This window comes from Pseudarthrobacter sulfonivorans, from assembly GCF_014712225.1.
Lineage (GTDB): Bacteria > Actinomycetota > Actinomycetes > Actinomycetales > Micrococcaceae > Arthrobacter > Arthrobacter sulfonivorans.
The window spans coordinates 342,854-364,936 of the sequence record NZ_JACXBW010000001.1 but is presented as its reverse complement, the minus strand read 5'-3'; the positions used below and the strand labels follow the sequence as shown (position 1 = coordinate 364,936).

Annotated in this window: 21 protein-coding genes; 9 read left to right on the top strand and 12 right to left on the bottom strand. The window is 61.5% G+C overall.

All coding sequences use genetic code 11. The annotated features are described in order from the left end of the window. Positions 1 to 65: 65 nt before the first annotated feature. From IAQ70_RS01685 to IAQ70_RS01660, 6 genes are all read right to left on the bottom strand, one after another. Positions 66 to 839: a S1 family peptidase gene (locus IAQ70_RS01685; RefSeq protein WP_223858697.1), complete on the bottom strand. Its 774-nt coding sequence runs from the start codon at positions 837 to 839 to the stop codon at positions 66 to 68. Then, positions 839 to 1,168, bottom strand: a complete 330-nt coding sequence (locus tag IAQ70_RS01680) for a hypothetical protein (protein ID WP_190987552.1) — start codon at positions 1,166 to 1,168, stop codon at positions 839 to 841. The genes IAQ70_RS01685 and IAQ70_RS01680 overlap by 1 nt, the downstream gene beginning before the upstream one ends. Before the next feature lie 607 nt (positions 1,169 to 1,775). Next, complete coding sequence (locus tag IAQ70_RS01675) at positions 1,776 to 2,825, bottom strand: hypothetical protein (RefSeq protein WP_190987551.1); 1,050 nt, start codon at positions 2,823 to 2,825, stop codon at positions 1,776 to 1,778. Positions 2,826 to 3,701: 876 nt separating this feature from the next. Continuing rightward, positions 3,702 to 4,715, bottom strand: coding sequence for a CDP-alcohol phosphatidyltransferase family protein (locus IAQ70_RS01670; protein WP_190987550.1), 1,014 nt, complete (start codon positions 4,713 to 4,715; stop codon positions 3,702 to 3,704). A 15-nt stretch (positions 4,716 to 4,730) separates the two neighbouring features. Then, positions 4,731 to 5,126 (bottom strand): hypothetical protein, encoded by a 396-nt coding sequence (locus tag IAQ70_RS01665; RefSeq protein ID WP_223858599.1) that lies wholly within the window; start codon positions 5,124 to 5,126, stop codon positions 4,731 to 4,733. Continuing rightward, a complete protein-coding gene (locus tag IAQ70_RS01660) occupies positions 5,123 to 5,515 on the bottom strand; it encodes a cupredoxin domain-containing protein (RefSeq protein WP_190987549.1) in 393 nt (130 codons plus the stop codon). Before IAQ70_RS01660 ends, IAQ70_RS01665 begins: the two co-directional genes overlap by 4 nt. A gap of 243 nt (positions 5,516 to 5,758) precedes the next feature. Between IAQ70_RS01660 and IAQ70_RS01655 the strand changes: the two genes are divergently transcribed. The 6 genes from IAQ70_RS01655 to IAQ70_RS01630 all read left to right on the top strand — a co-directional run bounded on the left by IAQ70_RS01655 (position 5,759) and on the right by IAQ70_RS01630 (position 11,453). Next, positions 5,759 to 6,460 (top strand): hypothetical protein, encoded by a 702-nt coding sequence (locus tag IAQ70_RS01655; RefSeq protein ID WP_190987548.1) that lies wholly within the window; start codon positions 5,759 to 5,761, stop codon positions 6,458 to 6,460. A gap of 287 nt (positions 6,461 to 6,747) precedes the next feature. Then, positions 6,748 to 7,323, top strand: coding sequence for a hypothetical protein (locus tag IAQ70_RS01650; RefSeq protein ID WP_190987547.1), 576 nt, complete (start codon positions 6,748 to 6,750; stop codon positions 7,321 to 7,323). Between the two features lie 5 nt (positions 7,324 to 7,328). After that, positions 7,329 to 7,631 carry a PqqD family protein gene (locus tag IAQ70_RS01645; protein ID WP_223858598.1) on the top strand — a complete coding sequence of 101 codons (303 nt, stop codon included), beginning with the start codon at positions 7,329 to 7,331 and terminating at the stop codon, positions 7,629 to 7,631. A gap of 176 nt (positions 7,632 to 7,807) precedes the next feature. Beyond that, the gene (locus IAQ70_RS01640; protein WP_223858597.1) at positions 7,808 to 8,863 is read left to right on the top strand and encodes an ATP-binding protein; all 1,056 of its coding nucleotides are present in this window, start codon (positions 7,808 to 7,810) and stop codon (positions 8,861 to 8,863) included. An 86-nt stretch (positions 8,864 to 8,949) separates the two neighbouring features. After that, positions 8,950 to 10,533, top strand: a complete 1,584-nt coding sequence (locus IAQ70_RS01635) for a polysaccharide biosynthesis tyrosine autokinase (protein ID WP_190987546.1) — start codon at positions 8,950 to 8,952, stop codon at positions 10,531 to 10,533. Between the two features lie 8 nt (positions 10,534 to 10,541). Next, the gene (locus IAQ70_RS01630) at positions 10,542 to 11,453 is read left to right on the top strand and encodes a nucleotidyltransferase family protein (RefSeq protein WP_190987545.1); all 912 of its coding nucleotides are present in this window, start codon (positions 10,542 to 10,544) and stop codon (positions 11,451 to 11,453) included. 12 nt (positions 11,454 to 11,465) lie between these two features. Here IAQ70_RS01630 and rfbA read toward each other — a convergent pair whose 3' ends face one another. Beyond that, a complete protein-coding gene (gene rfbA, locus IAQ70_RS01625) occupies positions 11,466 to 12,371 on the bottom strand; it encodes a glucose-1-phosphate thymidylyltransferase RfbA (protein ID WP_190987688.1) in 906 nt (301 codons plus the stop codon). A 64-nt stretch (positions 12,372 to 12,435) separates the two neighbouring features. On the opposite strand from rfbA, the gene rfbB reads away from it, so the two are divergent. From rfbB to galU, 3 genes are all read left to right on the top strand, one after another. Continuing rightward, positions 12,436 to 13,434, top strand: a complete 999-nt coding sequence (gene rfbB, locus IAQ70_RS01620) for a dTDP-glucose 4,6-dehydratase (RefSeq protein ID WP_190987544.1) — start codon at positions 12,436 to 12,438, stop codon at positions 13,432 to 13,434. 4 nt (positions 13,435 to 13,438) lie between these two features. Beyond that, positions 13,439 to 14,866 carry a sugar nucleotide-binding protein gene (locus IAQ70_RS01615; RefSeq protein ID WP_190987543.1) on the top strand — a complete coding sequence of 476 codons (1,428 nt, stop codon included), beginning with the start codon at positions 13,439 to 13,441 and terminating at the stop codon, positions 14,864 to 14,866. Between the two features lie 78 nt (positions 14,867 to 14,944). Beyond that, positions 14,945 to 15,835 (top strand): UTP--glucose-1-phosphate uridylyltransferase GalU, encoded by an 891-nt coding sequence (gene galU, locus IAQ70_RS01610; RefSeq protein WP_190987542.1) that lies wholly within the window; start codon positions 14,945 to 14,947, stop codon positions 15,833 to 15,835. A gap of 23 nt (positions 15,836 to 15,858) precedes the next feature. On the opposite strand, the gene IAQ70_RS01605 is transcribed toward galU, so the two are convergent. The 5 genes from IAQ70_RS01605 to IAQ70_RS01585 form a co-directional block, all read right to left on the bottom strand. Beyond that, the gene (locus IAQ70_RS01605; protein ID WP_190987687.1) at positions 15,859 to 16,257 is read right to left on the bottom strand and encodes a VanZ family protein; all 399 of its coding nucleotides are present in this window, start codon (positions 16,255 to 16,257) and stop codon (positions 15,859 to 15,861) included. A gap of 176 nt (positions 16,258 to 16,433) precedes the next feature. Next, positions 16,434 to 17,072 (bottom strand): LPXTG cell wall anchor domain-containing protein, encoded by a 639-nt coding sequence (locus tag IAQ70_RS01600; RefSeq protein ID WP_190987541.1) that lies wholly within the window; start codon positions 17,070 to 17,072, stop codon positions 16,434 to 16,436. A gap of 171 nt (positions 17,073 to 17,243) precedes the next feature. After that, positions 17,244 to 19,010: a DUF4012 domain-containing protein gene (locus IAQ70_RS01595; protein ID WP_317983548.1), complete on the bottom strand. Its 1,767-nt coding sequence runs from the start codon at positions 19,008 to 19,010 to the stop codon at positions 17,244 to 17,246. A gap of 115 nt (positions 19,011 to 19,125) precedes the next feature. Then, a complete protein-coding gene (locus IAQ70_RS01590; RefSeq protein ID WP_190987539.1) occupies positions 19,126 to 20,439 on the bottom strand; it encodes a UDP-glucose dehydrogenase family protein in 1,314 nt (437 codons plus the stop codon). Between the two features lie 57 nt (positions 20,440 to 20,496). After that, a complete protein-coding gene (locus tag IAQ70_RS01585) occupies positions 20,497 to 21,885 on the bottom strand; it encodes a sugar transferase (RefSeq protein WP_190987686.1) in 1,389 nt (462 codons plus the stop codon). Positions 21,886 to 22,083 lie beyond the last annotated feature (198 nt).

Sequence of the window (22,083 nt, the reverse complement as noted above, 5' to 3'; positions counted from 1 at the left end):
ATTGCTGAGACGGACCTTGCGCTCGTTCACATGCCTTAAGTGGAGTGTCGTGGGCTGGGTTCACACTAGGATCTCGGCCCGGTAAGGGCGCCGTCGCACGCAGCGGTATTGGAAGAGGCACTCGGGTTGGCAAGGGCCGCTTTTAGGACGTCGACGGGGACCGCGTACTGGCTGGTCCCGCCTGCGTAGACGACACCGACAAGGCGCCCAGCATCGTCAATCAGGGGACTGCCCGAGCTCCCGTGCTCGATCGGCGCATCATTGACCATCATGGGGAGCGATGACCATCCGATCGGGTCTTGTGCGTAGCTGAGCACTTTGCCGCGGGTGGTGGTCAATGGGCCGCCGAGTGGATACCCGATCGCGGTCACTCTTGCGCCGACGACAGGGTTTGACGCCGCGAATGTAAGTGTCTGGGGAAGCTTTTCGCGTGTCCAAACCATGGCCAGATCCGCGTAGGTCACCGCACCTGTGGCCACAACGTCAATATCGTGCCCGTCGTAAGTGCTCACTTGGAGAAGGGACGCACCGCCGATGACATGTCTGTTGGTAATAAAGACGTGGTCGGCGATTGCAAAGCCGGATCCGCTAGCGACGCCGCCGCAACCGATGTTGCGCACCCTGAGAGCTGCCCGTTCGTAGTCCGAGAAGCCGGCGGGGGTCACTGTCGGTGCGGTGGATGGGGTCACCACTGGATTGGCTCCCCGGGCCGCGGCCGATGGTGCGGTGGGTGTGGTCCCGGTGAGCGGCGGTGGGACTGGCGCGAAGGCGCACCCTGCTGTAGCCAGGACCAGCAGGGTGGACACAACTGTGGGGACGATTGTTCGTGCGCAGAGCATCAACCGGCTAGTTTCTTCGATAGCGCATCGCTATCCGCCCGTGCCTGGTTGCAGCCTTTGTTGATTCCCTGAGTGTAGTTCCCCAAGGAAACGGAATCATAGGATTTGGCGTTGACCAGATAGCCCTCGAGAGTCTGCAGCGCCGAGATGCACTGGTCCATTTCTTGGGTAACTTGGTGGGACATCGTCACGAATCCGCTCATCAGTGCGGCCTGATCACCTATTTGGGCCTTTTCATTGGAGAGGGAGCGTATCCTGTCTGAGGCCGAGTTGTACTTTGAGGTCACGTCCGCCAATGAGCTCTGAGCCCGGGTCAATTCATCGCGCACTCCGCGGAGCTTATCCCGTTCCTGGGAGACCGATGCGAGATCCTGCTTTGTTGATGCCAGTTCACTCGTCGCTTTCGTTGAGCTATCTCGCCACGACTGTGCAGAGTTGTTGCTGTAAGCGAACCCTGCGCCCAGGCATGCCGCCAGTATGGACAGGACAACGATCGGTAGAACAAAGGGCCAGCGTCTAGCCCTTGGGCGTTCCGCCTGCCATGGGTCTTCTCCGACCGACTCCAAACCCATATTCTCCCTAGACAGACACACACCAATACGCGATGATGCACACATTACCGCCAGATAAATCACTGTGGAGCATTTGGAGACTGTCCGTTACCGATGGTCGAGCGCACGCAGGCAGACCTCCGGGCAGCCCCTACGTGTCAGGCTGGAACGGTACCAACGGCTCATAGCAAGTCCGTTTAATCGCGTGGGGCGAGAGCCAGGAAATCCAGTAATCATGTCCAGTCCAGCTTTGAGTGCAGTACGCGAAGATAGTGCTGTGAGTAGTCGCATCTGCGGCAATACTTCCCGGCCGCACTTGAAGCGTTCCAGCGACCCGGCGGCCAACTCGTTCATGCGTTGCGGCTCCTTGTCGAGCAAGTTATGGTCATTTCTCCGGTATCGGAATTTGCCGAGCGTACGGTGCCAGGAACTCCATCGCGCCCCTGGCGATGCGGATATCAGAACCGACCTGATCGCCCATTGAGCCCTGCCGGATGGTGATCAGCCCACGATCCTGGAGGAGTTGGAAGAGCCGCTCGGGGACTCGGAGCTGGTAGAGGTTGCGGCCTGCAGCCACGGCGTCCGCGTACTGAACCTCCTCGGCTGTGGTTACGTACAGGTCCATGTCGGCTGCGGGCGCCGCGCTCTGATAGGTGACCAGCATTCGGCCCCCTGATTGACCCATCAGCTTCCCGACCGCCTCTCCCAGCTTCATTTCGGCGTAGGCGGCATCCTCCTTATCCGCCTCCGCGGCTGCCTTGCTCATCGCCGCCCCTAGCTGGATCTGGCGCCAGTATCCGACGAGCAGCGGTGCCGCCATCCGCAGCGCAAGTGCGCCGGCCAGAGCACCGATGACCACCCCACCGACGCCACCCAACTTGTCGCCGAAGCTGTTCGGAAACACTGCACCCGACGAGTACACGGCCGGATCGATGGATTTCACGACATCGTGTGTGGTCTGAGCTATCTGGGAGTTCTTTCCGACCCTGGGGTTGCGCCACGCACCGTCCTCGATCTGCAGCAGATCGTCAGGAGCCATGCCGGCGATCCGGCCGAAGATGTCGTCGATGTTGAAAGCATTGAGTACCTCGGCGATGACTTGCCAGTCTTTCGTCTCTTTGGCCCGCTTTAGCCGCTCGTCGAGCCCTTTGACGTAGCCTCGGTTGTAGTCGTTGAGTGCTTCGTCGATCCTGGGTATCCCGTTCTTTTGCTGCCCCGTGCTGCCGTCGGTGAACCCCGCCTTGTAGTCGATCGAATCGTCCCGCTGAACCACCACCGGGCGATCGGAGGAGCGTTGTACAGTCCGGGAGGGTAAATGATGCAAGTACGCAATGGTCGCTCGGTTACCGGCGGTGCTCTGCAGCCCAAGCACCGAGCCGAGGCGGCCGTTGGCGGGAAGCGAATCTCCGGCGGCCGCGGATGCCTGGGTACGCATCCTAGGAGAATGTGGGCTTCGGCCAGCGGTGGGTGGGGGGCGTATATACGAGTTCTCCAACAGGAGCTCCTTACGTGCCGCGCTCGTCAGCGGTGTCGGTCGGCCTCGTCAGAACGGTAGCAGGCAGGCCAGGTCGCACAGCCGACCGCGCGGGCACCCGATTGGGCACAAGCTGTTGCCCCGAGGATCGCGGCCGCGTGCCATCACCCACTTCGTCCCGCACTCGCGCGGACATGTCGTGCGGGCCGACGAGCAACCCGCACCCGGCACTCCCGTAGTCCTAGTCCTCGGCCCTGTTCTCAGGCATAATCGTGGCGGCCGGAGCCATGGTCGGCGAAGCAGTTATTGGTGATGCACGATCAGACCGTGAAGATCACCGGGAGAACATCGGGTTCGTAGCTTCCGATGTTCGGGTCAGGCCGTACAGAGATATTGCTCTGGTGCCAGCCCCCCCGCATGACCGGGTAGCAGTGCGCTTAGTCCAGGTCCGGCGGGTGCAGCCGGGTCGCGAGTAGGTTTCGCAGGTGGTTCATGGCGGCGGTGTGGCTGGCGGTTGCGGCCTGTTCGTACCAGCGGCAATCTTGTCTTTCCCGACGTTGATCCAAGTGTCATCGCCGCCTTCGTGCCGGCCCGCTGGGTGTCGCCCTGACCGCAGTCTCCCTGCTGTTCCTGCTCGGCACGTTGGTCCTGATGCTGGCTCTCTGGCGCAACTCAAGCGTGCCGAGGGGCGCACTGGTCCTCTATACCGCCAGCGTCATTCCGATAGCCTTCGGCGCCATCTTTCCGGAATCGGCCCTGCAGCTGGGGCTGGTGGGCCTGGCCATGGCCATCATCGGGCTCGCCGTCTGGATGCTGAGGAACGTCCCCGAAAGTTCCCTACCCGCGGGGCCCCGCGATGCGGACGATCTCCAGGGCCTCCGGGTCCAGCAGCTTCCGGACGCCGGTGTCCGCGTCCAGGATCCAAATCAGCTCCAGTGAACGTACGACGTCGGTCACCCGCCCCTGGTGGAATAGCTTGCCGTTGTGCCACGCCTGAATGTAGTCGTCCACCTGAAGTTGTGCCGTCTGTGTCTGCTGCGTTGTCATGCTGTGCCTCCTGCTGGTTGTCCCCGTAGGCCCAAGCATGCCGCGGCGAGGTTGCCGCAGTGTTTCGGCAGCATGATTTTTCTGTGTCGGGTCCGGGACCCGGCGGAGCCGTTCCAGCGCAACGATGTCGCGGGCAAAGGAGAATACAAGCAGCGGAAGGGCCAGGGCAAGCGCGGCGACTCCAATGGCCGGCGGGATGTCCGGCGTCAAGGCAAGGAGGAGTGCGAACGGCTGGAATGCCCCGATCGCTTTGCTGCCGGCGCGGGGCGGGAGCGGACTGCGAAGGTGGGGCCAGATGCGGCCGGCAGCCACAAAAAAATAATAGAGCCCCCCGATGCAGAGGGTCCAGGGTCCCACCGTGACCGCGGTTCCGCAGGAGAGAACGAGCACCAGGGCGGCGTCCGTAGCAGTATCAAGCTGTGCTCCTGCCGCCGATGCTGTCCCGGTGCGCCGGGCGACGGGACCGTCCCGCGCGTCCAGGAGGAAGGCAACGGCACCAACAATCACCACGAGCGGGCCGGGGCGAACTCCCGTTAGCAGCACCGGAACGCCCACCACGGCGCACAGGGCCACGAGGACGGCCCGGAGTAAAGTGACACGGTCTGCGAGCGTCGAGAAGCACGGGGTGCGGCGAAGGACGGACGCGGCGGCGTTCCCGATGACCAACGCGCCGGCGCCCAGCCCGACAACTTGAAGTCCGAGGTCCGGCCAGGACACGGCCGAGAGCCAGATGCCTGCGACGCCGTAAACGGCAACTGCGGTCATCGCGTCGGACGAGGCACGCAAAGCGGTCCCGCTCTCCATGGATTTCAGGGAGCCTCACCCGCCGTCCCCTGGGGCGGAACGGACGAGGCCCAGGGCAGCGAAGACTGTTCCTGCTCCCTCCGCAACGGCGCTGAGTGACTTCTCGAAAAACCATACGGGGTCATACATTGCCGGGAACGGCCCGAACGCCGGAATATCGACGTAGCGGTACAACACCACGGCGACGAAGCCGCTGAAAGCAACTGCCAGGGCGAGGGCATAGGCGGCTCTGCTGCCCCGGATCAGAACGTACAGCGCTGACAGGACCGCTGCGGCGCCTTCGAGCAGGAACAGGTTGCCCTGCCCGATACCGCCGGGCGTGGCGGCCTGGTAGCCCGGGGCGAGGTGGATATGAACGCCGGCATCAATGAACAACGTGAGGGCTGTCAGTACCCGCAGGGCCATACTCATTTAACCGTCAGCGTCCCGTGCATATTGGGGTGATAGGTGCAGTGGTAAGGGTAGGTGCCCGGGGTGGAAGGGGCCGTGAACGTGGCCGTTCCGCCGCTTCCCGCGACCTTCGCGTCAAATGCCGAGCCTTGGTCCGCGGTGACGGTGTGGGCCGCGGAGTCCATGTTGGTGACCATCACGACGGCGCCCGGCGGCACCGTGCCCGTCGCCCCGTATTCGAAGTCCTTAATGGTGATGGTGGCTGCCGCCGCCACAGCGCTGGCCGCTCCCGTCGCAGGCGCCTTCCCGGGGGAGGTGGTTGCGCCGGAACTTCCGCCGCCGGCGGCGCAGCCAGCTAAGAGGAGCGCCGCGATCAGCAGTGTTGCGGCCCGGGCCTGAATCGCTGTCATGGTGTACCGTCCTCGACGCCGGAACCCAGGCCGTGTGGTCCTGCCTGTCCCTACATTCTGCTCTCCTTGGGGCAGATTGGCTCCTGCCGATGATCGAGAGCGTGCGGTCCAGGGCGCCGGCGGCCCCGCCGCTGACGGCGGCGATGAGCTGCCGCAATAACGCACGGATAACGGGCAGTCGCGTTTACTCAGCTCAGGCTCGTGGCTACATGCTGCAGGAATTCAGTCGAGACGGAGTTAATCATGAATGCCCGTGAGGACGCGTCCAAGAGAACGCCCCGCAGACCTTCCCGCCTGGTTGCATTCTTGCTGCTCCTGTTCGCCACCAGTGCGATGCTGGTCGCGTGCCCTTCACCGACCTGTACCGGCAACCTCAGGGAGTACAACAACGAGTGCCTGAGCGGCGTCGCCATCACCTACATCGAATGCACCAAGGACCGAGGGGTCGATCTGACAACCAAGATGGGCGGAAAACTCGGCGGAACCTTCAAAGTGGTTGCCGACGCCTCCGTCGAGGCGGCCTACGAGGTTCAGAAAAAGGAAAACACGGTGGTCGCCCTCCAGGTCGTTTCCGATTGTCTGAAGATTGCCGAGACCCAGGCCGATACGGCGGCGGACAGATCCGCGGCCGAGGAGTCCCGGAACCGCGCCGATTTCATCAAGCAGCAGGTCCAGGAAACGGCGCACATCGAGATTGCCCCGGCTCAGGCACAGGTCGGCGGGATCCTCCAGGTCAGTGGCAGGAATTTCTACCCGGACGAGACCATCGCAATACGTCTTCACGCCACGCTTGTTAAGCAGGAGAAAGCTGACGGCCAAGGAGCATTCAGCACCACAATCGCCGTCCCGAAAAATGCACCTCCGCCCGGGTTCCCCACCACTGTCACTGCCACCGGTGAAACTTCGGCGAAGTCGGCCAGTGCCCCGTTCGAGGCGCTTCCCTAGGCGCATCCGGAAACGACGACGTCGGTCGCTCGCCTCTGGTGCAAAAGGTTGCCGGTGCGCCACGCGCCGCAGCCCACAGCGTCCAAGTTTGCAGCGCCCCCGCCACCGCGACAGCATTGACCCAGGTCAGAGGCTCATGCGGCAAGATCAAGCAGAACTTGACCAAATCTTGCAACCCGATTGACCTAACCTTTGGATGCGTCGGGAAGAGTGGGAACGTCGCGACAAACGCGCTAAACACTCATCCGGTCTCAGAGGCCGCAGTTGAAAATTTCTTGGGGGCGCAATTGTCTGAGGTTCTGAACGCAGAGGTCACGAGCAGCGAAGAGGGCGGTTTCAGCCGCCGCAGGGTGGTCAAGGGCGTGGCGTGGTCCGTGCCGGTTATCGTGACGGCCATCGCGGCTCCCGCAGCGGCAGCGTCGGGTGTCACAGAGGTGTATTTCCCTGTTCCTGCCGCAATTACCTTAAGCGGTGGGAACCGTCCTGGCACGGGTCCTAGCGGCTTCACGATCAAGAACACAACCGGTGCTCAGGTTACGGTCAGCTTAAGCGGCAGCATCATCGTCACGCCAACAAACGCGGTCCATTCAACCATCGCCATTACTGCCCCTGCGCCGAGTATCTTTTCGACCACGACGTTCAACGGCAAGATTTCCACTACTACATTTACCTATGCAGGGGTCGTACCGGCTGGCGGTACTATCCATGTTCCGTTTGGCTTCAGAAACACTGAGGACACCGGTAGTAACAAACCCAAGAAGACTGACGTAGACGAGTACTCCCTGAGCATGGTCCTCAGCAACAAACCCCTGTCCATTACCGGACCCACGCCATCGAGCCTCATCGTTAAGTATCAGGTTTAGCGGCAATGATTATTAGCTCGACTCCCGTGGTCTGGCGCCATGGCGCTTACCTTGCGCAGGTCCGCACTCGCTCGACCAACCGCGTCGCCCTGCTTCATCTCGACGCAAGCCAGCCAGTGGTGCTCGAAGGCACGGCTTCAACCATCTGGGACCTGATCGACGGCAGGCGGACTGAGCAGGCCATCCTGCTCAGTCTCCAGGCCAGTTTTGAGGACCAAGCGGGCCAGATGCAGTCCCAGGTCGAAGCCTTTCTGGCCAGTCTCGCAGCCCAGCAGCTGATTGAACCTGCCGGCGTGGCTAGCCAGTAACAACAACGGCTTCACATCCTGGGGGAATCATGAGCGATAGCACCGTACAAGTGGCGTGGGCGCCACTGCAGCTTGAGGAAGTTCTCGGCGGACGGGACCCATTGTGCCTGAACATATTGGGCGTGCAGTTCACTGTTCGCTGGGGCCGGGGGGTTACCGGGGGGCAACGGGCGAGGATGCGCTCAGCGTGGGCGCGGTGTGCCAGTGAGGGCGCAGCCCGCCTTCCATCACTGCCGAGGGAACCCAACGGCTCCCAGCCGTTCTCAGCGTCCGTCACCTATCAGTCACAGACGGACGACGTCGGCACGTTCGCCTTGCAGGCCGCTTCCTTTGAAGAGCTGGCTGAGGACCTGACCTCCCGGCTCACCGTCACCGCGATTCTGGCAAATGCGGGGGGACTCACCATGCTGCACGCCTGCGGGGTGGCTGACCCGGTCACAGGTGCCGTCGTTGCTTTGGTTGCCAGGTCGGGAACCGGCAAGACCACCGCAGCTAACGTGCTGGCCAGAACATACGGTTACGTCACTGACGAGACGGTGGCCATTAGGCCCGACGGCTCAGTGCTTCCGTACCCTAAGCCGCTGTCCCTGAAGCAGGAGTACATTCTTCCAAAGCGCCAGGTCGGGCCGGACGAGCTCGGGCTCCAGCCGGCTCCCGCGAAGCCCTTCATCCGGTCCATCGTGCTGCTCGACCGGGTTGAGGGCACTGACCCGGTTCTCCCAACCTTATGCAGGGTGCCGCTCGCCGATGCTCTTCTCGCCCTGATACCGGAGACCTCCTCGCAGGGCGACATCAACCAGCCGCTTCAGTCGCTGTGCCGCCTGATCGACAGCACCGGGGGGGTGTGGCGCGTGACGTATTCGGAGGCCGCCGATCTGCCAGCGGCCATGGCACCGCAGTTCCGGGAGCAGCGCCACACACAGCCAACGTGGGATGCACCCGGACTCGAAACCGGATTCACGTCCATCCCGAACGGCTGCATCCGGCGCGCAGCACCAAGGGACGCCGTCAAAATCGATGGCGACCTCCTGGTGATGCTGGACAGCGAGATTGTGCGGCTGAGCGGTATCGGGCCGGCCATCTGGGAAGCCACCGCGAACGCTGTCGCGGAAGACCAACTGGCCAATGAAGTAGGGAAGGTGCACGGCCACCCGGAAGGCTACCGGGATGCCGTCTCTGAAGCCGTCAAGCAGCTCATCACGAAATCAGTCCTGGAACGCGGCCGCAGTTAGTCGCCGTCCCCATGGGGACCACCAGAAGCAGTAACCCGGCATCGAAGACCGGGCCAAAACACACGAACTTGAACGAAGGAACCACCATGAGCGTCACAACAGCCAACCCGGGGGAGGCGCAGGCAGGCCTGGATCTGACCGACTACCTACGTGTGGTCCGCACGTACTGGAAGGCAATCGTCGCGTTCACCCTGCTCGCCACGTTGACGGCGTTCGGCTGGACAGTTCTCCAGCCCAAGATCTACTCCTCGGATTCCAGCGGCATTGTGGTGACACCCGGCTCGGAGAACGTGAGCCTCTCCCTGGCCGGGGACAGCCTGGCCAAGGCAAAGGTCAAGAACTACGAGTCCGTGGCAAAGTCCCGGCTCGTGGCTGACCGGGTCATCGCGGACCTCGGCCTCAAGACAACCGCAGACGCCCTGCTTGGCACCATCAGCGTCAAAGTGCCGCTTGACACTGCCGAGCTCCGGGTGACGGCTCAGTCGAAGGACCCTGCCACCGCACAGCGCGTGGCCGACGCCTGGGTCAACGGCCTCGCCACCCAGGTGGAAGCGATCGAAACGGCGCCGCCAGCCGAGGCAGCAGTGGAGCCCGGCACCGCGGCCACGCCCGGCGCCGCAACGTCAGCCGCCGCGCCCGCTTCGGCTGTGCGGGTGCTCCCGCTGGGCAAGGCCGTGCTTCCCACCGCCCCCGTCTCGCCCAACGTCAAGCTCACCCTTGCGCTCGGTGCGCTGATCGGCCTGGCCCTGGGCGTGGCGTATGCGCTGGTCCGCCGACACCTGGACCGGCGCATACGCAGCGCCGCTGAAATCGAGCGGCTCTTCCGCGTTCCCGTGATCGGCACCCTCCCTGTGGACCACCGCCTGGACGGGAAAAGCACCATCCTGGAAGACGGCACGGCCCCGCAGCTCCACGACGCTGGCGGGGCGATGGCCGAGGCCCTCCGGGAACTGCGCACCAACCTCAGCTTCCTCGACGTGGACCAGCCGCCGCGGATCATCGTGGTCACCAGCTCCATGCAGGCAGAAGGAAAATCCACTGTCACGGCCAATCTGGCGGTCACCATGGCGGCCGCCGGCGAGAACGTCGTAGTGGTCGACGGCGATCTCCGCCGCCCCACGCTGGTGGACGTTTTCAATTTGGTTCCGGGAGTAGGGGTCACCGATGTTCTTACTGGTACCGCAGAGCTGGGGGATGTCCTTCAGCCCTGGGGTGCCCTGCCGAACCTCTCGGTGCTGGGCTCCGGCCGCATTCCGCCGAACCCCAGCGAGCTGCTGGGATCACGGGCCATGAAGAAAATGCTGAACACGCTGGCGGACAATGCCATCGTCCTGATCGATGCTCCGCCGCTGCTTCCGGTGACGGATGCCGCGGTCCTCTCCAGCGTGGCGGACGGCGCCATAGTGGTGATCCGCACGGGCAAGACCACCCAGGAACAGTTGTCCCAGTCCCTTGGAAACCTGGAGAAGGTGCGGGGCCGAATCCTGGGCGCCGTCCTCAACTATGTTCCGACCAGCGGAACGGACGCCTACTCGTACTACGGCACCTATACCTCCGCGTCCGGTCCGGCATCCGCGGCGGAACCCCAGCTCACTGATCCCCAGCGGCACGGTGCAGAGGACCACAGTGTCAAAGAACCCGTCCCCGCCGGCCGCCGGACACGCGGCTAGGGGTGGTCATGGACCACCGGGTCAGTGCAGCACAACTCAGCATCCCAGAGGCCGTCCTGCTGGGCCACGCCATGGTGCAACGGGTGGCGGACGGCTTGGGCATTCGGGCGTTCTTCATTAAAGGGCCGGCAAGTGTGATTCAGGGGCTGCGCCTGCCCCGGACGTCAGGCGACGTGGACGTCTTTGTGCACCCTGGGGAGCTCGAGGCAATGCTCGAAAGCCTCCGGGAGCGGGGTTGGCGGGAACGCCCGGTGGATCCGGACAGCAGGACGTTTCCAAAGCACTCGGTTACTGTCGACCACCCGGAATGGCCGTGTTGCATCGACGTCCACTTCCGCTTTCCGGGTATGGAGAACGATCCCGGTGACTGCTTTGATGTGATGTGGGCGAACACCGAGGACCTGGAGCTTGCAGGGCAGGAGGTGCGTGTCCCGTCAAAGGCGCTTGGAATCCTCATCCTTGCCCTGCATGCCCTCCGGTCGCCGCACCTGTCGGCGTGCCGCCAGGAACTTGAGTTCCTGGCCGACCTCACAAAACAGCGATCTCACGCCACCGCTCTCCTGGAGCTTGCCGCGGCCACTGGTTCCCTTGCCGCCATGCGTCCCTTTTTGGAGGACCGCCTTCCGTTGGAGATGGCGGTGGAGTGGCCGGATGCCTCTACGGAGTGGCGCAACCGCCTGCTGGCCAAGGAACCGGGCAGCGCCAGGCTCATTGCTATTGCGCAGGCCCCGCTGCATGAAAAACCCTGGATGCTGTTCCGTGCCGTTTTCCCTGCACCGGAAGTGCATCTGTCCCGTGACATCTACGCGGACATAACTCTTCAAGGCCGCCTCCGGCAGCACCGGGCGCGGTGGGTCCGCTTCCTGCGTGCGGCACCGCGACTGGTGCGGGACCTCATTGAACGTCGGCAGGGTGGTTGAGCCGGTCGTAAATTAGCGCTGGGCGAGTTGCAGGCGCTCGGTTGCAGCGTCCAAACCTTCTGCGAGCAGATCGAGCAGGTATTTACCGTAGCCACTCTTTGCGAGCGGTGCGGCCCGTTCCTGCAGCTCGTCATCACTGAGGAAGCCTAGACGCCAGGCGACTTCCTCAGGACACCCGATGGAGAGCCCTTGGCGTTTCTGGACGGTGCGAACGAATTCGGAAGCGTCGTTGAGGTCATTAAAAGTCCCGGTGTCCAGCCAAGCGGTTCCGCGGGGCAGGATTTCCACTTGCAGTTTTTCGCGCTCGAGGTAGACACGGTTGACGTCCGTAATTTCGAGTTCGCCGCGGGGCGACGGCTTGAGTTCGCGTGCGATCTGCACCACGTCGTTGTCGTAAAAGTACAGGCCCGGCACAGCGTAATGGCTTTTGGGGTTCGCTGGTTTTTCTTCCAGGGAAATTGCTTTGCCCAGGGGGTCGAATTCCACCACGCCGTAGGCGGACGGGTCTTGAACCCGGTATCCGAAGACAGCGCCTCCGTCGATATCCTCGAAGCGCCGCAACTGCGTGCCGAGGCCTTGCCCATAAAAAATGTTGTCGCCCAGGACCAGGGCAACAGGGCCGTCACCGATGTGCTCGGCGCCGAGGACGAACGCCTGGGCCAGTCCGTCGGGGGAGGGCTGCTGGGTATAGGTGATGTTGATGCCGAATTGGCTGCCGTCACCGAGAAGGCGCTGGAACTGACCGGCGTCGTGCGGGGTGGTGATGATGAGGATGTCCCTGATGCCAGCGAGCATCAGTGTCGACAACGGATAGTAAATCATCGGTTTGTCATAGACCGGGACCAGCTGCTTGCTGATTCCCAGGGTGATTGGATGAAGACGTGAACCGGTTCCCCCGGCGAGGATAATTCCGCGCATATGCAATATCTTCGCCGCCGTTACAAATTCAGCCAAATCAAGTCGCTGTGGAACGATGAATGTCATGCAGAAACTTCTCGTGACCGGCGGTGCCGGTTTCATCGGTTCCAATTTCGTCCACTACGTACTTGAGAACACCGATGACCATGTCACGGTGCTGGACAAGCTCACATATGCGGGCAACTTGGCGTCCCTGGAGGGTCTGCCGGACGACCGTTTCGCGTTTGTCCAGGGGGACATCACCGACGCCGGCCTGGTGGACAGCCTCGTGGCTGAGGCTGACGTCGTGGTTCATTACGCGGCGGAGTCACACAACGACAACTCGCTGCATGACCCGCGCCCGTTCCTGGACACAAACATCATCGGCACTTACACGCTGATTGAGGCTGCCCGGAAGCATAGCAAACGCTTCCATCACATCTCCACCGACGAGGTCTACGGTGACCTGGAACTCGATGACCCGGAGCGGTTCACGGAGGACACCCCGTACAACCCCTCGAGCCCGTATTCCTCCACGAAGGCCGGCTCTGACCTGCTGGTCCGCGCCTGGGTGCGTTCCTTCGGGCTGCAGGCCACCATCAGCAACTGCTCGAACAACTACGGCCCGTACCAGCACGTCGAGAAGTTCATCCCGCGCCAGATCACCAATGCGATCGACGGGATCCGCCCCAAGCTGTACGGCAAGGGCGAGAACGTCCGGGACTGGATCCACGCCAATGATCACTCCTCAGCCGTCCTGGCGATCATCGATAAGGGCATCATCGGCGAGACGTACCTGATCGGTGCCGACGGGGAGAAGAACAACAAGGACGTCGTCGAACTGATCCTGAAGCACATGGGCCAGTCCCCGGACGCCTATGACCACGTGGTGGATCGGCCCGGACATGACCTGCGCTACGCCATCGACTCCACGAAGCTCCGCGATGAGCTCGGCTGGGAACCGAAGTTTTCCAACTTCGACGCCGGCATCGAGGACACCATCGCCTGGTACCGGGAGAACGAAAACTGGTGGCGCCCGCAGAAGGCCCAGACGGAAGCCAAGTACAAAGAACAGGGCCAGTAAACCGATGTCGATCGAGTTCTCCAAGAAGCTGACTGCCCACGAAACGCCGATCCCCGGCGTCGTCCTCTATGACCTGCCTGTCCATGGCGACAACCGGGGCTGGTTCAAGGAAAACTGGCAGCGGGAAAAGATGGTGGCTTTGGGGCTGCCGGATTTCCGACCCGTGCAGAACAACATCTCGTTCAACGAAAAGGCCGGCACCACCCGCGGCATCCACGCCGAACCGTGGGACAAATTCATCTCCGTCGCAACCGGGAAAATCTTCGGCGCCTGGGTGGACCTGCGCGAAGGGCCGTCCTTCGGGGCCGTCTTTACGATCGAACTGGACCCGAGCCAGGCGATTTTCATCCCTAGGGGCGTCGGCAATGGGTTCCAGACGCTGGAAGACAACACTGCCTATACCTATCTGGTGAATGACCATTGGTCCGCTGACGCCCAGGGCCAGTACACCTTCCTGAACCTCGCCGACGAGACCGCAGCCATCCACTGGCCTGTCCCGCTGGGGGAGGCTGAGCTTTCCGACAAGGACAAGGCCCACCCCCGCCTGGCAGACGTGGTGCCGATGCCGGCGAAGAAGATCCTCGTGGTCGGCGCCGACGGGCAGCTTGGCAAGGCCCTGCGGAAACTGTACGACGGCGACGCAACCGTTGAGTTCGCCGGCCGCGCCACATTCAATCTCGACAGCGAGGCCTCCTTCACGGACCGAAACTGGAAGAACTATTCCACGATCATCAACGCGGCCGCGTATACCGCCGTAGACGCTGCGGAGACACCAGAAGGCCGGGCCGCTGCCTGGGCCGTCAACGTCACCGCCGTCTCGCGGCTGGCGCGGGCCGCCGTCGATCATGACCTCACACTTGTCCATGTCTCGTCGGACTACGTCTTCGACGGGTCCGTCGAAAGCCACGACGAGAATGAACAGTTCAGCCCATTGGGTGTCTACGGGCAGACGAAAGCGGCAGGCGACGCCGTCGTCAGTGTTGTTCCGCGCCACTACATCGTGCGCACCAGCTGGGTCATCGGCGAAGGGAACAACTTCGTCCGCACCATGGCCTCCCTCGCCGCACGGGGCATCGAGCCCTCCGTCGTCAATGACCAGATCGGCCGGCTCAGCTTCACAGACGACATCGCCGCCGGCATCCGGCACCTGCTCGAATCCGGCGCTGCCTACGGCACCTACAACCTGACCAACGACGGCGAACCGCAGTCCTGGGCCGACATCGCCGCAGATGTGTACGAGGTATCAGGCCGCCCCAGGACCGCCGTCACCGGTGTAAGCACCGAAGACTACTTCAAAGGCAAAGCGCCTGCTCCACGGCCGCTGAACAGTGCGCTGGAGCTGGGAAAGATCAAGGCGTCAGGCTTCGCTCCCCGGGAGGCGGGGGAAGCGCTTCGCGCATACCTGGCTGTCACCCAGGCAGTACACGCCTGACAAGCGGTGCTTCAAAATCCCTTCGTAAGTGACGCTCCCAATTGCGATTCTCGTCCATCGATTTTGTAAGGTTCACTCATGACTATGGGGAAATCTATTACTAAAGCCGTCATTCCTGCTGCCGGGCTCGGGACACGCTTCCTGCCCGCCACCAAGGCCATGCCGAAGGAAATGTTGCCGGTCGTGGACCGCCCGGCCATTCAGTACGTGGTTGAGGAAGCAGTCAAAGCCGGCCTCGAAGATATTTTGATGATCACCGGGCGCAGCAAGCGCGCCCTCGAGGATCACTTTGACCGCGCCCCCGGGCTCGAGAGGACGTTGGAGCTCAAGGGCGACGCACAGCGCCTGGCGTCGGTCCAAGAGGCCTCTGACCTTGGTCCGATCCACTACGTCCGCCAGGGTGAGGCCAAAGGCCTTGGCCACGCGGTGCTCTGCGCCCAGCAGCATGTGGGCAACGAGCCCTTCGCGGTCCTCCTGGGCGATGACCTGATCGACGAGGCGGAGACGCTGCTGACCACGATGATGGAGGTGCAGCAGAAGACCGGCGGTTCGGTCATTGCCTTAATCGAGGTTGACCCCTCACAGATCAGCGCCTACGGCTGCGCCGACATCACGGCCATTGAAGGCGAGGACTTCGTCCGGGTCAACAGCCTCGTGGAGAAGCCAGCTGTTGGCGAGGCGCCGTCCAACCTGGCCGTCATCGGCCGGTATGTGCTGCACCCGTCAGTCTTCGGAGTCCTCGAGAACACGGCGCCCGGCCGGGGTGGAGAGATCCAGCTGACCGATGCCCTCCAGACCTTGGCTGGCGGCGAGGGCGAGGGCTCCGGTGTGTACGGCGTGGTCTTTAAAGGCCGCCGTTTCGACACCGGCGACAAGCTCAGCTACCTCAAGGCTGTCATCACCCTGGCGTCCGAGCGCGTGGAGTTCGGCGAGGACCTGAAGTCTTGGCTGAAGGCATTTGTGGGCTAACCTCTGTGGCCTTTGTGAGCTGCCTACAGGACCGTTGCTGACAAGCGGCGGTCCTGTAGCCATCTCAGGACCAGTGAGGCCAATAGGGCGCCTATGACAGCACCCCCTGTGTTTGTGACAATGTCCGCTAGACTCGCGAATCGACTATGAAGAAAAAATAGCTGGCCTAATTCGATGCCAACGGAGACGAGCAAGCCCAGAACTCCGATTTGCCACCAGTGTCGTGTTGGATAGGCCAACCCGGCCGCGACACCGACCGGGACAAATAGTATGACGTTGGCTGACGCCTCGACAAATTGGTAGTTGACCCACGCGGGAACTTCATGCGCGTGGAGGAACTTCAGGACGTCGGCGAGTTGCCCTTGGACAGGAGCGTCAACGGGGTTGGGCCAGAAGGCAATCAGTGTCAGAGGGACCAGCATGGCCGCCAGCATGAAACGCCAGAGCCTATGGCTCTCAAGGTATTTCAAGGTGCTCCCAGGCTCGGTAATTGCGCCCGACCGTTCGGCGGTTGAGCGTGTCGAAACTTAAAAGCAAGAGGGTGGTTCTCCGGTTGCCCGGAGAACCACCCTCCACTCTAGTACTTGTGGGTGTTACGTTACGCTGCCGCCTCGGTCTTGGCGCGGCGGCGCACTACAACTACCGAAGCTGCACCCGCGGCGAGCGCGCCGGCGCCGACGAGGGTCCAAAGGACCAAGCCGGAATCGGCGCCTGTGTTGGCCAGGCCGGCGCCGCCACCGGTGTTGGCAAGCGGTGCGCCACCTCCGGTGTTAGCCAGACCGGAGCCGGCAGAGGCGTCAACGGTCACGCTCTGCGAGGCCGAGTGACCGGACTCATTGCCGACCGCAGTGATCGTGTAGGTTCCTTCAGCGGCGCCGAGTGTTACCGGCGCCGAGAAACCGCCATTTTCGTTCGCAGTCACGGTAGAGGTAGTCGTTACCGTCTGGGGAAGGATGCCAATCCTGGACGGAACCGCCATGCTTGCGCCACCGCCAACATTGCCGCTGATTGCCTGCGGTACCCCGTTGAAGGTGACAGTGATGGTGATGGTTTCGCCAGCCCGGAAACCGCCAACGACGGTGAGGATGACTGTTCCACCCGGGGTTACGATAGTGGCCGAAACCGTTGTGCCTGTGCTCGGAGCCGGGTACGGAACGGCAGGACTGGCCATGGCCGGTCCTGCACCGACGAGTGCGATTGACCCTGCAAGCGCGAGCGCAGCAATAGACTTCTTCATTTTTGTCCCCCTGAGACCTTTTAAACCGTTGATGTCACATTGTGTGTGGAGATTCCCCGTCCCCATGTGACATTGGGGTGAATCTCGTGTCGTGCCCAAGAAGACGATACCACCCAGTTAGTCACGGATTCAAAGTGAGTCCAAACACTTTACATACCGTTCACAGGCTCGTTACCCGGCCGGAGCGCATGTCGCAGATTCGGTGTCCAGAATAACGTCCCTGACGTCTTGGACGGTGGGCGTAACGCGTACTTCGGGGCTGGCATGTTGAACGATTTTGTTGAACTGTATGTCCACCGTGCTGGTTTCCCCTGGTGCCAGCGTCACCGTGGTCGTGCCGACGGGTCTCCCATCGTGACGGTTTGAGCTCACAGAAACCTGTTGGCCACCTTCACTCGCGCCAGCCAGATTTGCTTGAACCGGGCCATACGCCGTCACATTGGTTTGGACCGTGCCTGGCGCAATGCCGAAGGCCCCTCCTCCAGTCACATAAGCAGGCAACGACGTTGCTGCATCAGACGGAGCGGTATTGGTGCTCGTGACCCTGACAGTGATTTGCGAGTAATCACCCGCAGGGCACTCCTGAATGAGTTGCACGGTCCGTTTCACGTAGTAATCCATTTTCGCGCCGGTGCCGTCATTGAAGTAGACGCCGAATTGTGCGGGGGCGATACTTGGCCCAGAAACGGAACCGCTCAGGGCGTATTTGCTGATTACGGATTGTTCGGCCGCGAGCCTAGACCATACCAAGACACGACCTTCGGAAGTCCCTCGTCCGAGCCCCTCGACTAGGCCCTTAGCGTTTCCCCTGCCATCTGACAAGGCAGCAAAAATCTCTTGAGCCACGCCGGCAAAGTAGGCATCTTGGAGCGGCGGCTGCTCGATTTTCGCATACACGTCGGAAAGTAAAGTTTGGACGACGTTTCTTCCCGTCAGCTCTGTAGGCAGGCCCGCGGAGGCAAGCGACACTAGTTCAGGATGGGTGATTTTCACAGGGCCGATGGCGTCGAGGATGTAGCCCAACGCCACAGGGTCAATGGAGATAACGCCGTCAACACGTTGGCCGGTCTTCCGCTCCCACATTGCTTGAGCAGTGCTAGCCGCTGTGGGAAAGTCGGGCGTTAAATTCACGTCCTGCATGAACTTCCCTATGCGTGCGGAGTAAATTTGTTGTTGCTCGGGATCCACCGACACTGCTGGAGACATGACACCAACATCTCCAGCGCTGCTTTGAGAGCCGAGAGTAAGACTGCCCTTGTCCAGGGTCAGCACGGCGAGGGCGCCGGGGATTCCCCCAGAGGCCCGTGCCTCCGCGTTGTTCTGAATCATGAGGAGATAATTACGTGGCATTTGAGCGCCGAGCATTTCGGGCGCGAGGCTGGAGGCATTGGCCGCCGCGTCGAGTGCCCCCGTAATGTCCTGAAGCTCGTCTCTCGCACTGGCCAGAGGGCCAGCCACTTGAGGCAGGAGGTTCGTAGTGTCGATCTGAGCCAGTCTGTCCGCTGACAGGCGCACAGCATGAGCCGCAGCAGAAATGCCTGGCGAGGCTGCTTTGAGCGGTTCCAGATCAGTACCAGAGCTGCTGGGGAGAAGGGATTCCCAATCTAACGAGCTGTAAACCTTTACGAGTGGCGCCAGACCAAGGTTGGCTACATCATCGACGGAACGCGCAACCTCGGCAACGGCTGTGAAGTTAGACCCCAAGCCGGGCAGCGCCGTGGCTAAGGACCATACGGGGTCGTCGGCTGCTTGCTTCGCGGCGCTCGTGTGGGCTCGAACTTCGTCGACTGTGATCGCCGCTGCACCGGCATCGTCGGAAGCTATCTGATGTTTGAGATCGGGAATCAGCTGGGTCGCCGCGGTGAGTTCCGAATTAATCTTCGATGCCTTGCTTCCCAGCCAGGCTGCTCCGGCAATGGCAACTACAACGATTCCCACTAGGGAGGCCAACACGATCAGCAGCCTTGGGCGAGGAGTTTTCCGGCGGGAGCTCGATGGCCGTTGTATCGCCCCCGCCGTAGCAGTGGTTGGGGTGTCCTGAGTTTTCGTCATTTCAGGGGCGGCCCAAGCCGCGGTAGCTCCAGCCGGCGGCCCGCCACTTGGAGGAGTCCAAAACATTGCGTCCATCAAGGACTCGAAGCGAGGAGACGGCCACCGCCGTCTCGTACGGGTCAAGGTCGCGGTATTCCTGCCACTCTGTCAATAGCAACAAAGCATCAGCGTTCTGCACTGCTCTCGCCGTATCGGCCTCGTAGTGGAGTTCAGGGAACCTACGCGCAGCATTTGCGAGGGCCTTCGGATCTGTCACTGTCACCACAGCACCTTGCAACTGGAGCTGCGCTGCAATGCTGAGAGCTGGGGAGTCGCGGACGTCATCGCTCTCAGGCTTAAACGCGGCGCCGAGTACCGTGATTCGTTTGCCCAGCCGGGAGCCGTCGCACAGGTCGCGCGCGAGCTCAACCACACGGGTTCGGCGGCGCATGTTGATGGCATCGACCTCGCGTAGAAAAGTCAGGGCTTGATCCGCACCAAGCTCGCCGGCGCGGGCCATGAAGGCACGGATGTCCTTGGGTAGGCAGCCACCGCCAAAGCCGATGCCGGCATTCAGGAATTTTCGGCCGATTCGGTCATCCATGCCTATCGCGTCAGCGAGCTGAGTTACGTCTGCGCCGGCCGCTTCGCAAACTTCAGCCATGGCATTAATGAATGAGATCTTAGTGGCAAGGAATGAGTTTGCCGCCGCTTTGACGAGTTCAGCGGTCGGAAGGTCGGTCACAAGACGGGGAGTGCCGGATGTGAGCGGAGCGGAGTAGACCTTGTCTAAGATCGCAACGGCGGGATGATCCTCAGAACCGTCGCTGACTCCATAAACAAGACGGTCAGGGTGCAGCGTGTCCGAAACCGCGTGGCCTTCGCGGAGAAACTCTGGGTTCCAGACCAGATGCGCGGAGGGCTGTCGTTGTTCTACCCACTCGGAAACGCGGGCAGCAGTGCCAACCGGAACTGTGGACTTCCCTACGACTACGTCACCGGCTGATAGGTACGGCAATAGCGCAGTCATTGATGCATCGACGAAAGTCAGGTCCGCTCCGTTTTCGCCCTTTTTTTGAGGGGTCCCAACGCAGACGAAATGCACCTGGCTATTCGAGGCGGCTGACATATCCGTTGTGAACGTAAGCCTGCCCGTGGACTGAACCTCTCGGAGCAAATCTTCCAGGCCCGGTTCATAGAATGGCGCCTCAGCGGAGGAGAGTGCTAGCACCTTGCTCTCGTCGATATCTATTCCGACTACTTCGTGGCCAAGCTTGGCCATGCAAGCGGCGTGAACCGCCCCTAGATAGCCGCAGCCGATTACTGAAATACGCATTTCATACCTTCCCCAATACTAGGTTTCTCTTGGAGTTTCCAGCCGACCCTGAACAGGTCACACCGCGCCCGTGCTGGCGAACACTGCTTTGAATGTCTTACAAAGAATGACAATGTCACCCATTAGGGACCAGTTCTCGACGTAGTACAGATCAAGTCTTATGCTTTCTTCCCAAGTGAGATTAGAGCGCCCGCTAACCTGCCACAGTCCGCTCATTCCTGGGCTTACGTACAGACGTCGATGGGCAGCATCGTCGTATAGGGCGACCTCACCCTCACGTTGTGGACGCGGGCCCACCAAGCTCATGCTGCCCCCCAAAACATTGAGCAACTGCGGAAGTTCGTCTAAGGAGTACTTACGAAGAACTCGACCAAGCGGCGTGATTCGCGGGTCGTTTTCTACTTTGAATAACGGAGTGTCATTCGAGCCTTGGGCAGCTAAGAGAGCTTGGAGATCTGCATCGGCATTTACTTTCATCGAGCGGAATTTCAACATAGAAAAAGTCGTCCCCCGCAATCCAATTCGCTCTTGCCTGTAAAAGACTGGACCCGGATCCGTCAGGCGGACTAGCAGTGCGAGAACAAGAAATACCGGTGCAAGGAGAACAACAAGAAGCCCAGCACCTGCAATATCGAAAGCACGTTTCGCTACTTTTTTGCCGCCTGTAAGCTTGGGTGTGGACACATGTATTAGGGGCAGCCCCGCAACTGGCTGGGTATGGATGCGTGGGCCGGCGATGTCGGTGAGGGCCGGCGCCAGAATCATCCCAATGTCACGTGCGGCGAGTTCCCAACCGAGTTTTCGAAGGTCCTGGGGATGCAGGTTGACGCCCGCCGAAATGGCCACTGCATCGACCTTCGAATCGAGAATAGTGGCAAGGATTGAATCGAAGTCCGTGCTCACACCGGCAACGGGAACTTTTAGCGTTGAAAAAGAATGAACGGGCTGCGTCGCTCCGGGAATCTGCGCAGCAACGGGGGCATAGCCCGCACTTGGAGCGCTCTGCAGAGAAGTAACGAGATGCGCAGCGGAATAGGGGCCGCCGATTATCATGACCTTGGAGCTGCTCTTGCCATTCTGACGCTCAATGCTCAGGTGTTGACGAATGAGCCACCGCCCGGCTAGCAAGCCCAAAACACCAGCTGGGAAGGCAAGACCCACAAACCCTCGGGCCGTGTCAATTCTCAAGGCATAGGAGACGATGGCGACGAGACCAAATAGCCACAAGGAGCACGACAAAACGCGCTTATATTCTTCTGAACCGGATCCCAATACCCTCGGCTCCCGAGAGCCCCAGAATCCCAGCATAAACCACCATGCTACGACGAGAACGATGGACAGAGTGGCGTAGTCGACGTCACTCGACGCCACTGTTCCCTCATCTGAAAACCCGAATCGTACTCCGTATGCCCCCGCAACTGCCCAAAGGATGATACAAGCATCCAAGAACGTCAGTCGAATCGCGTACTTACGACGCCATGAGGCTCTGCTAACTGTCCGCCCCAACTTCCCCCACCTTTTTGTTTTCTGCTCTCAGGATCATACTGGCTGTTTGCCGGTTGTCTTCACAACGATGTCTCGGTTCCATCACTAGGCCGGTCCGCTGAGAGTTGTAAGTTGAGCCTTCTTGCGCATTACCGCGGA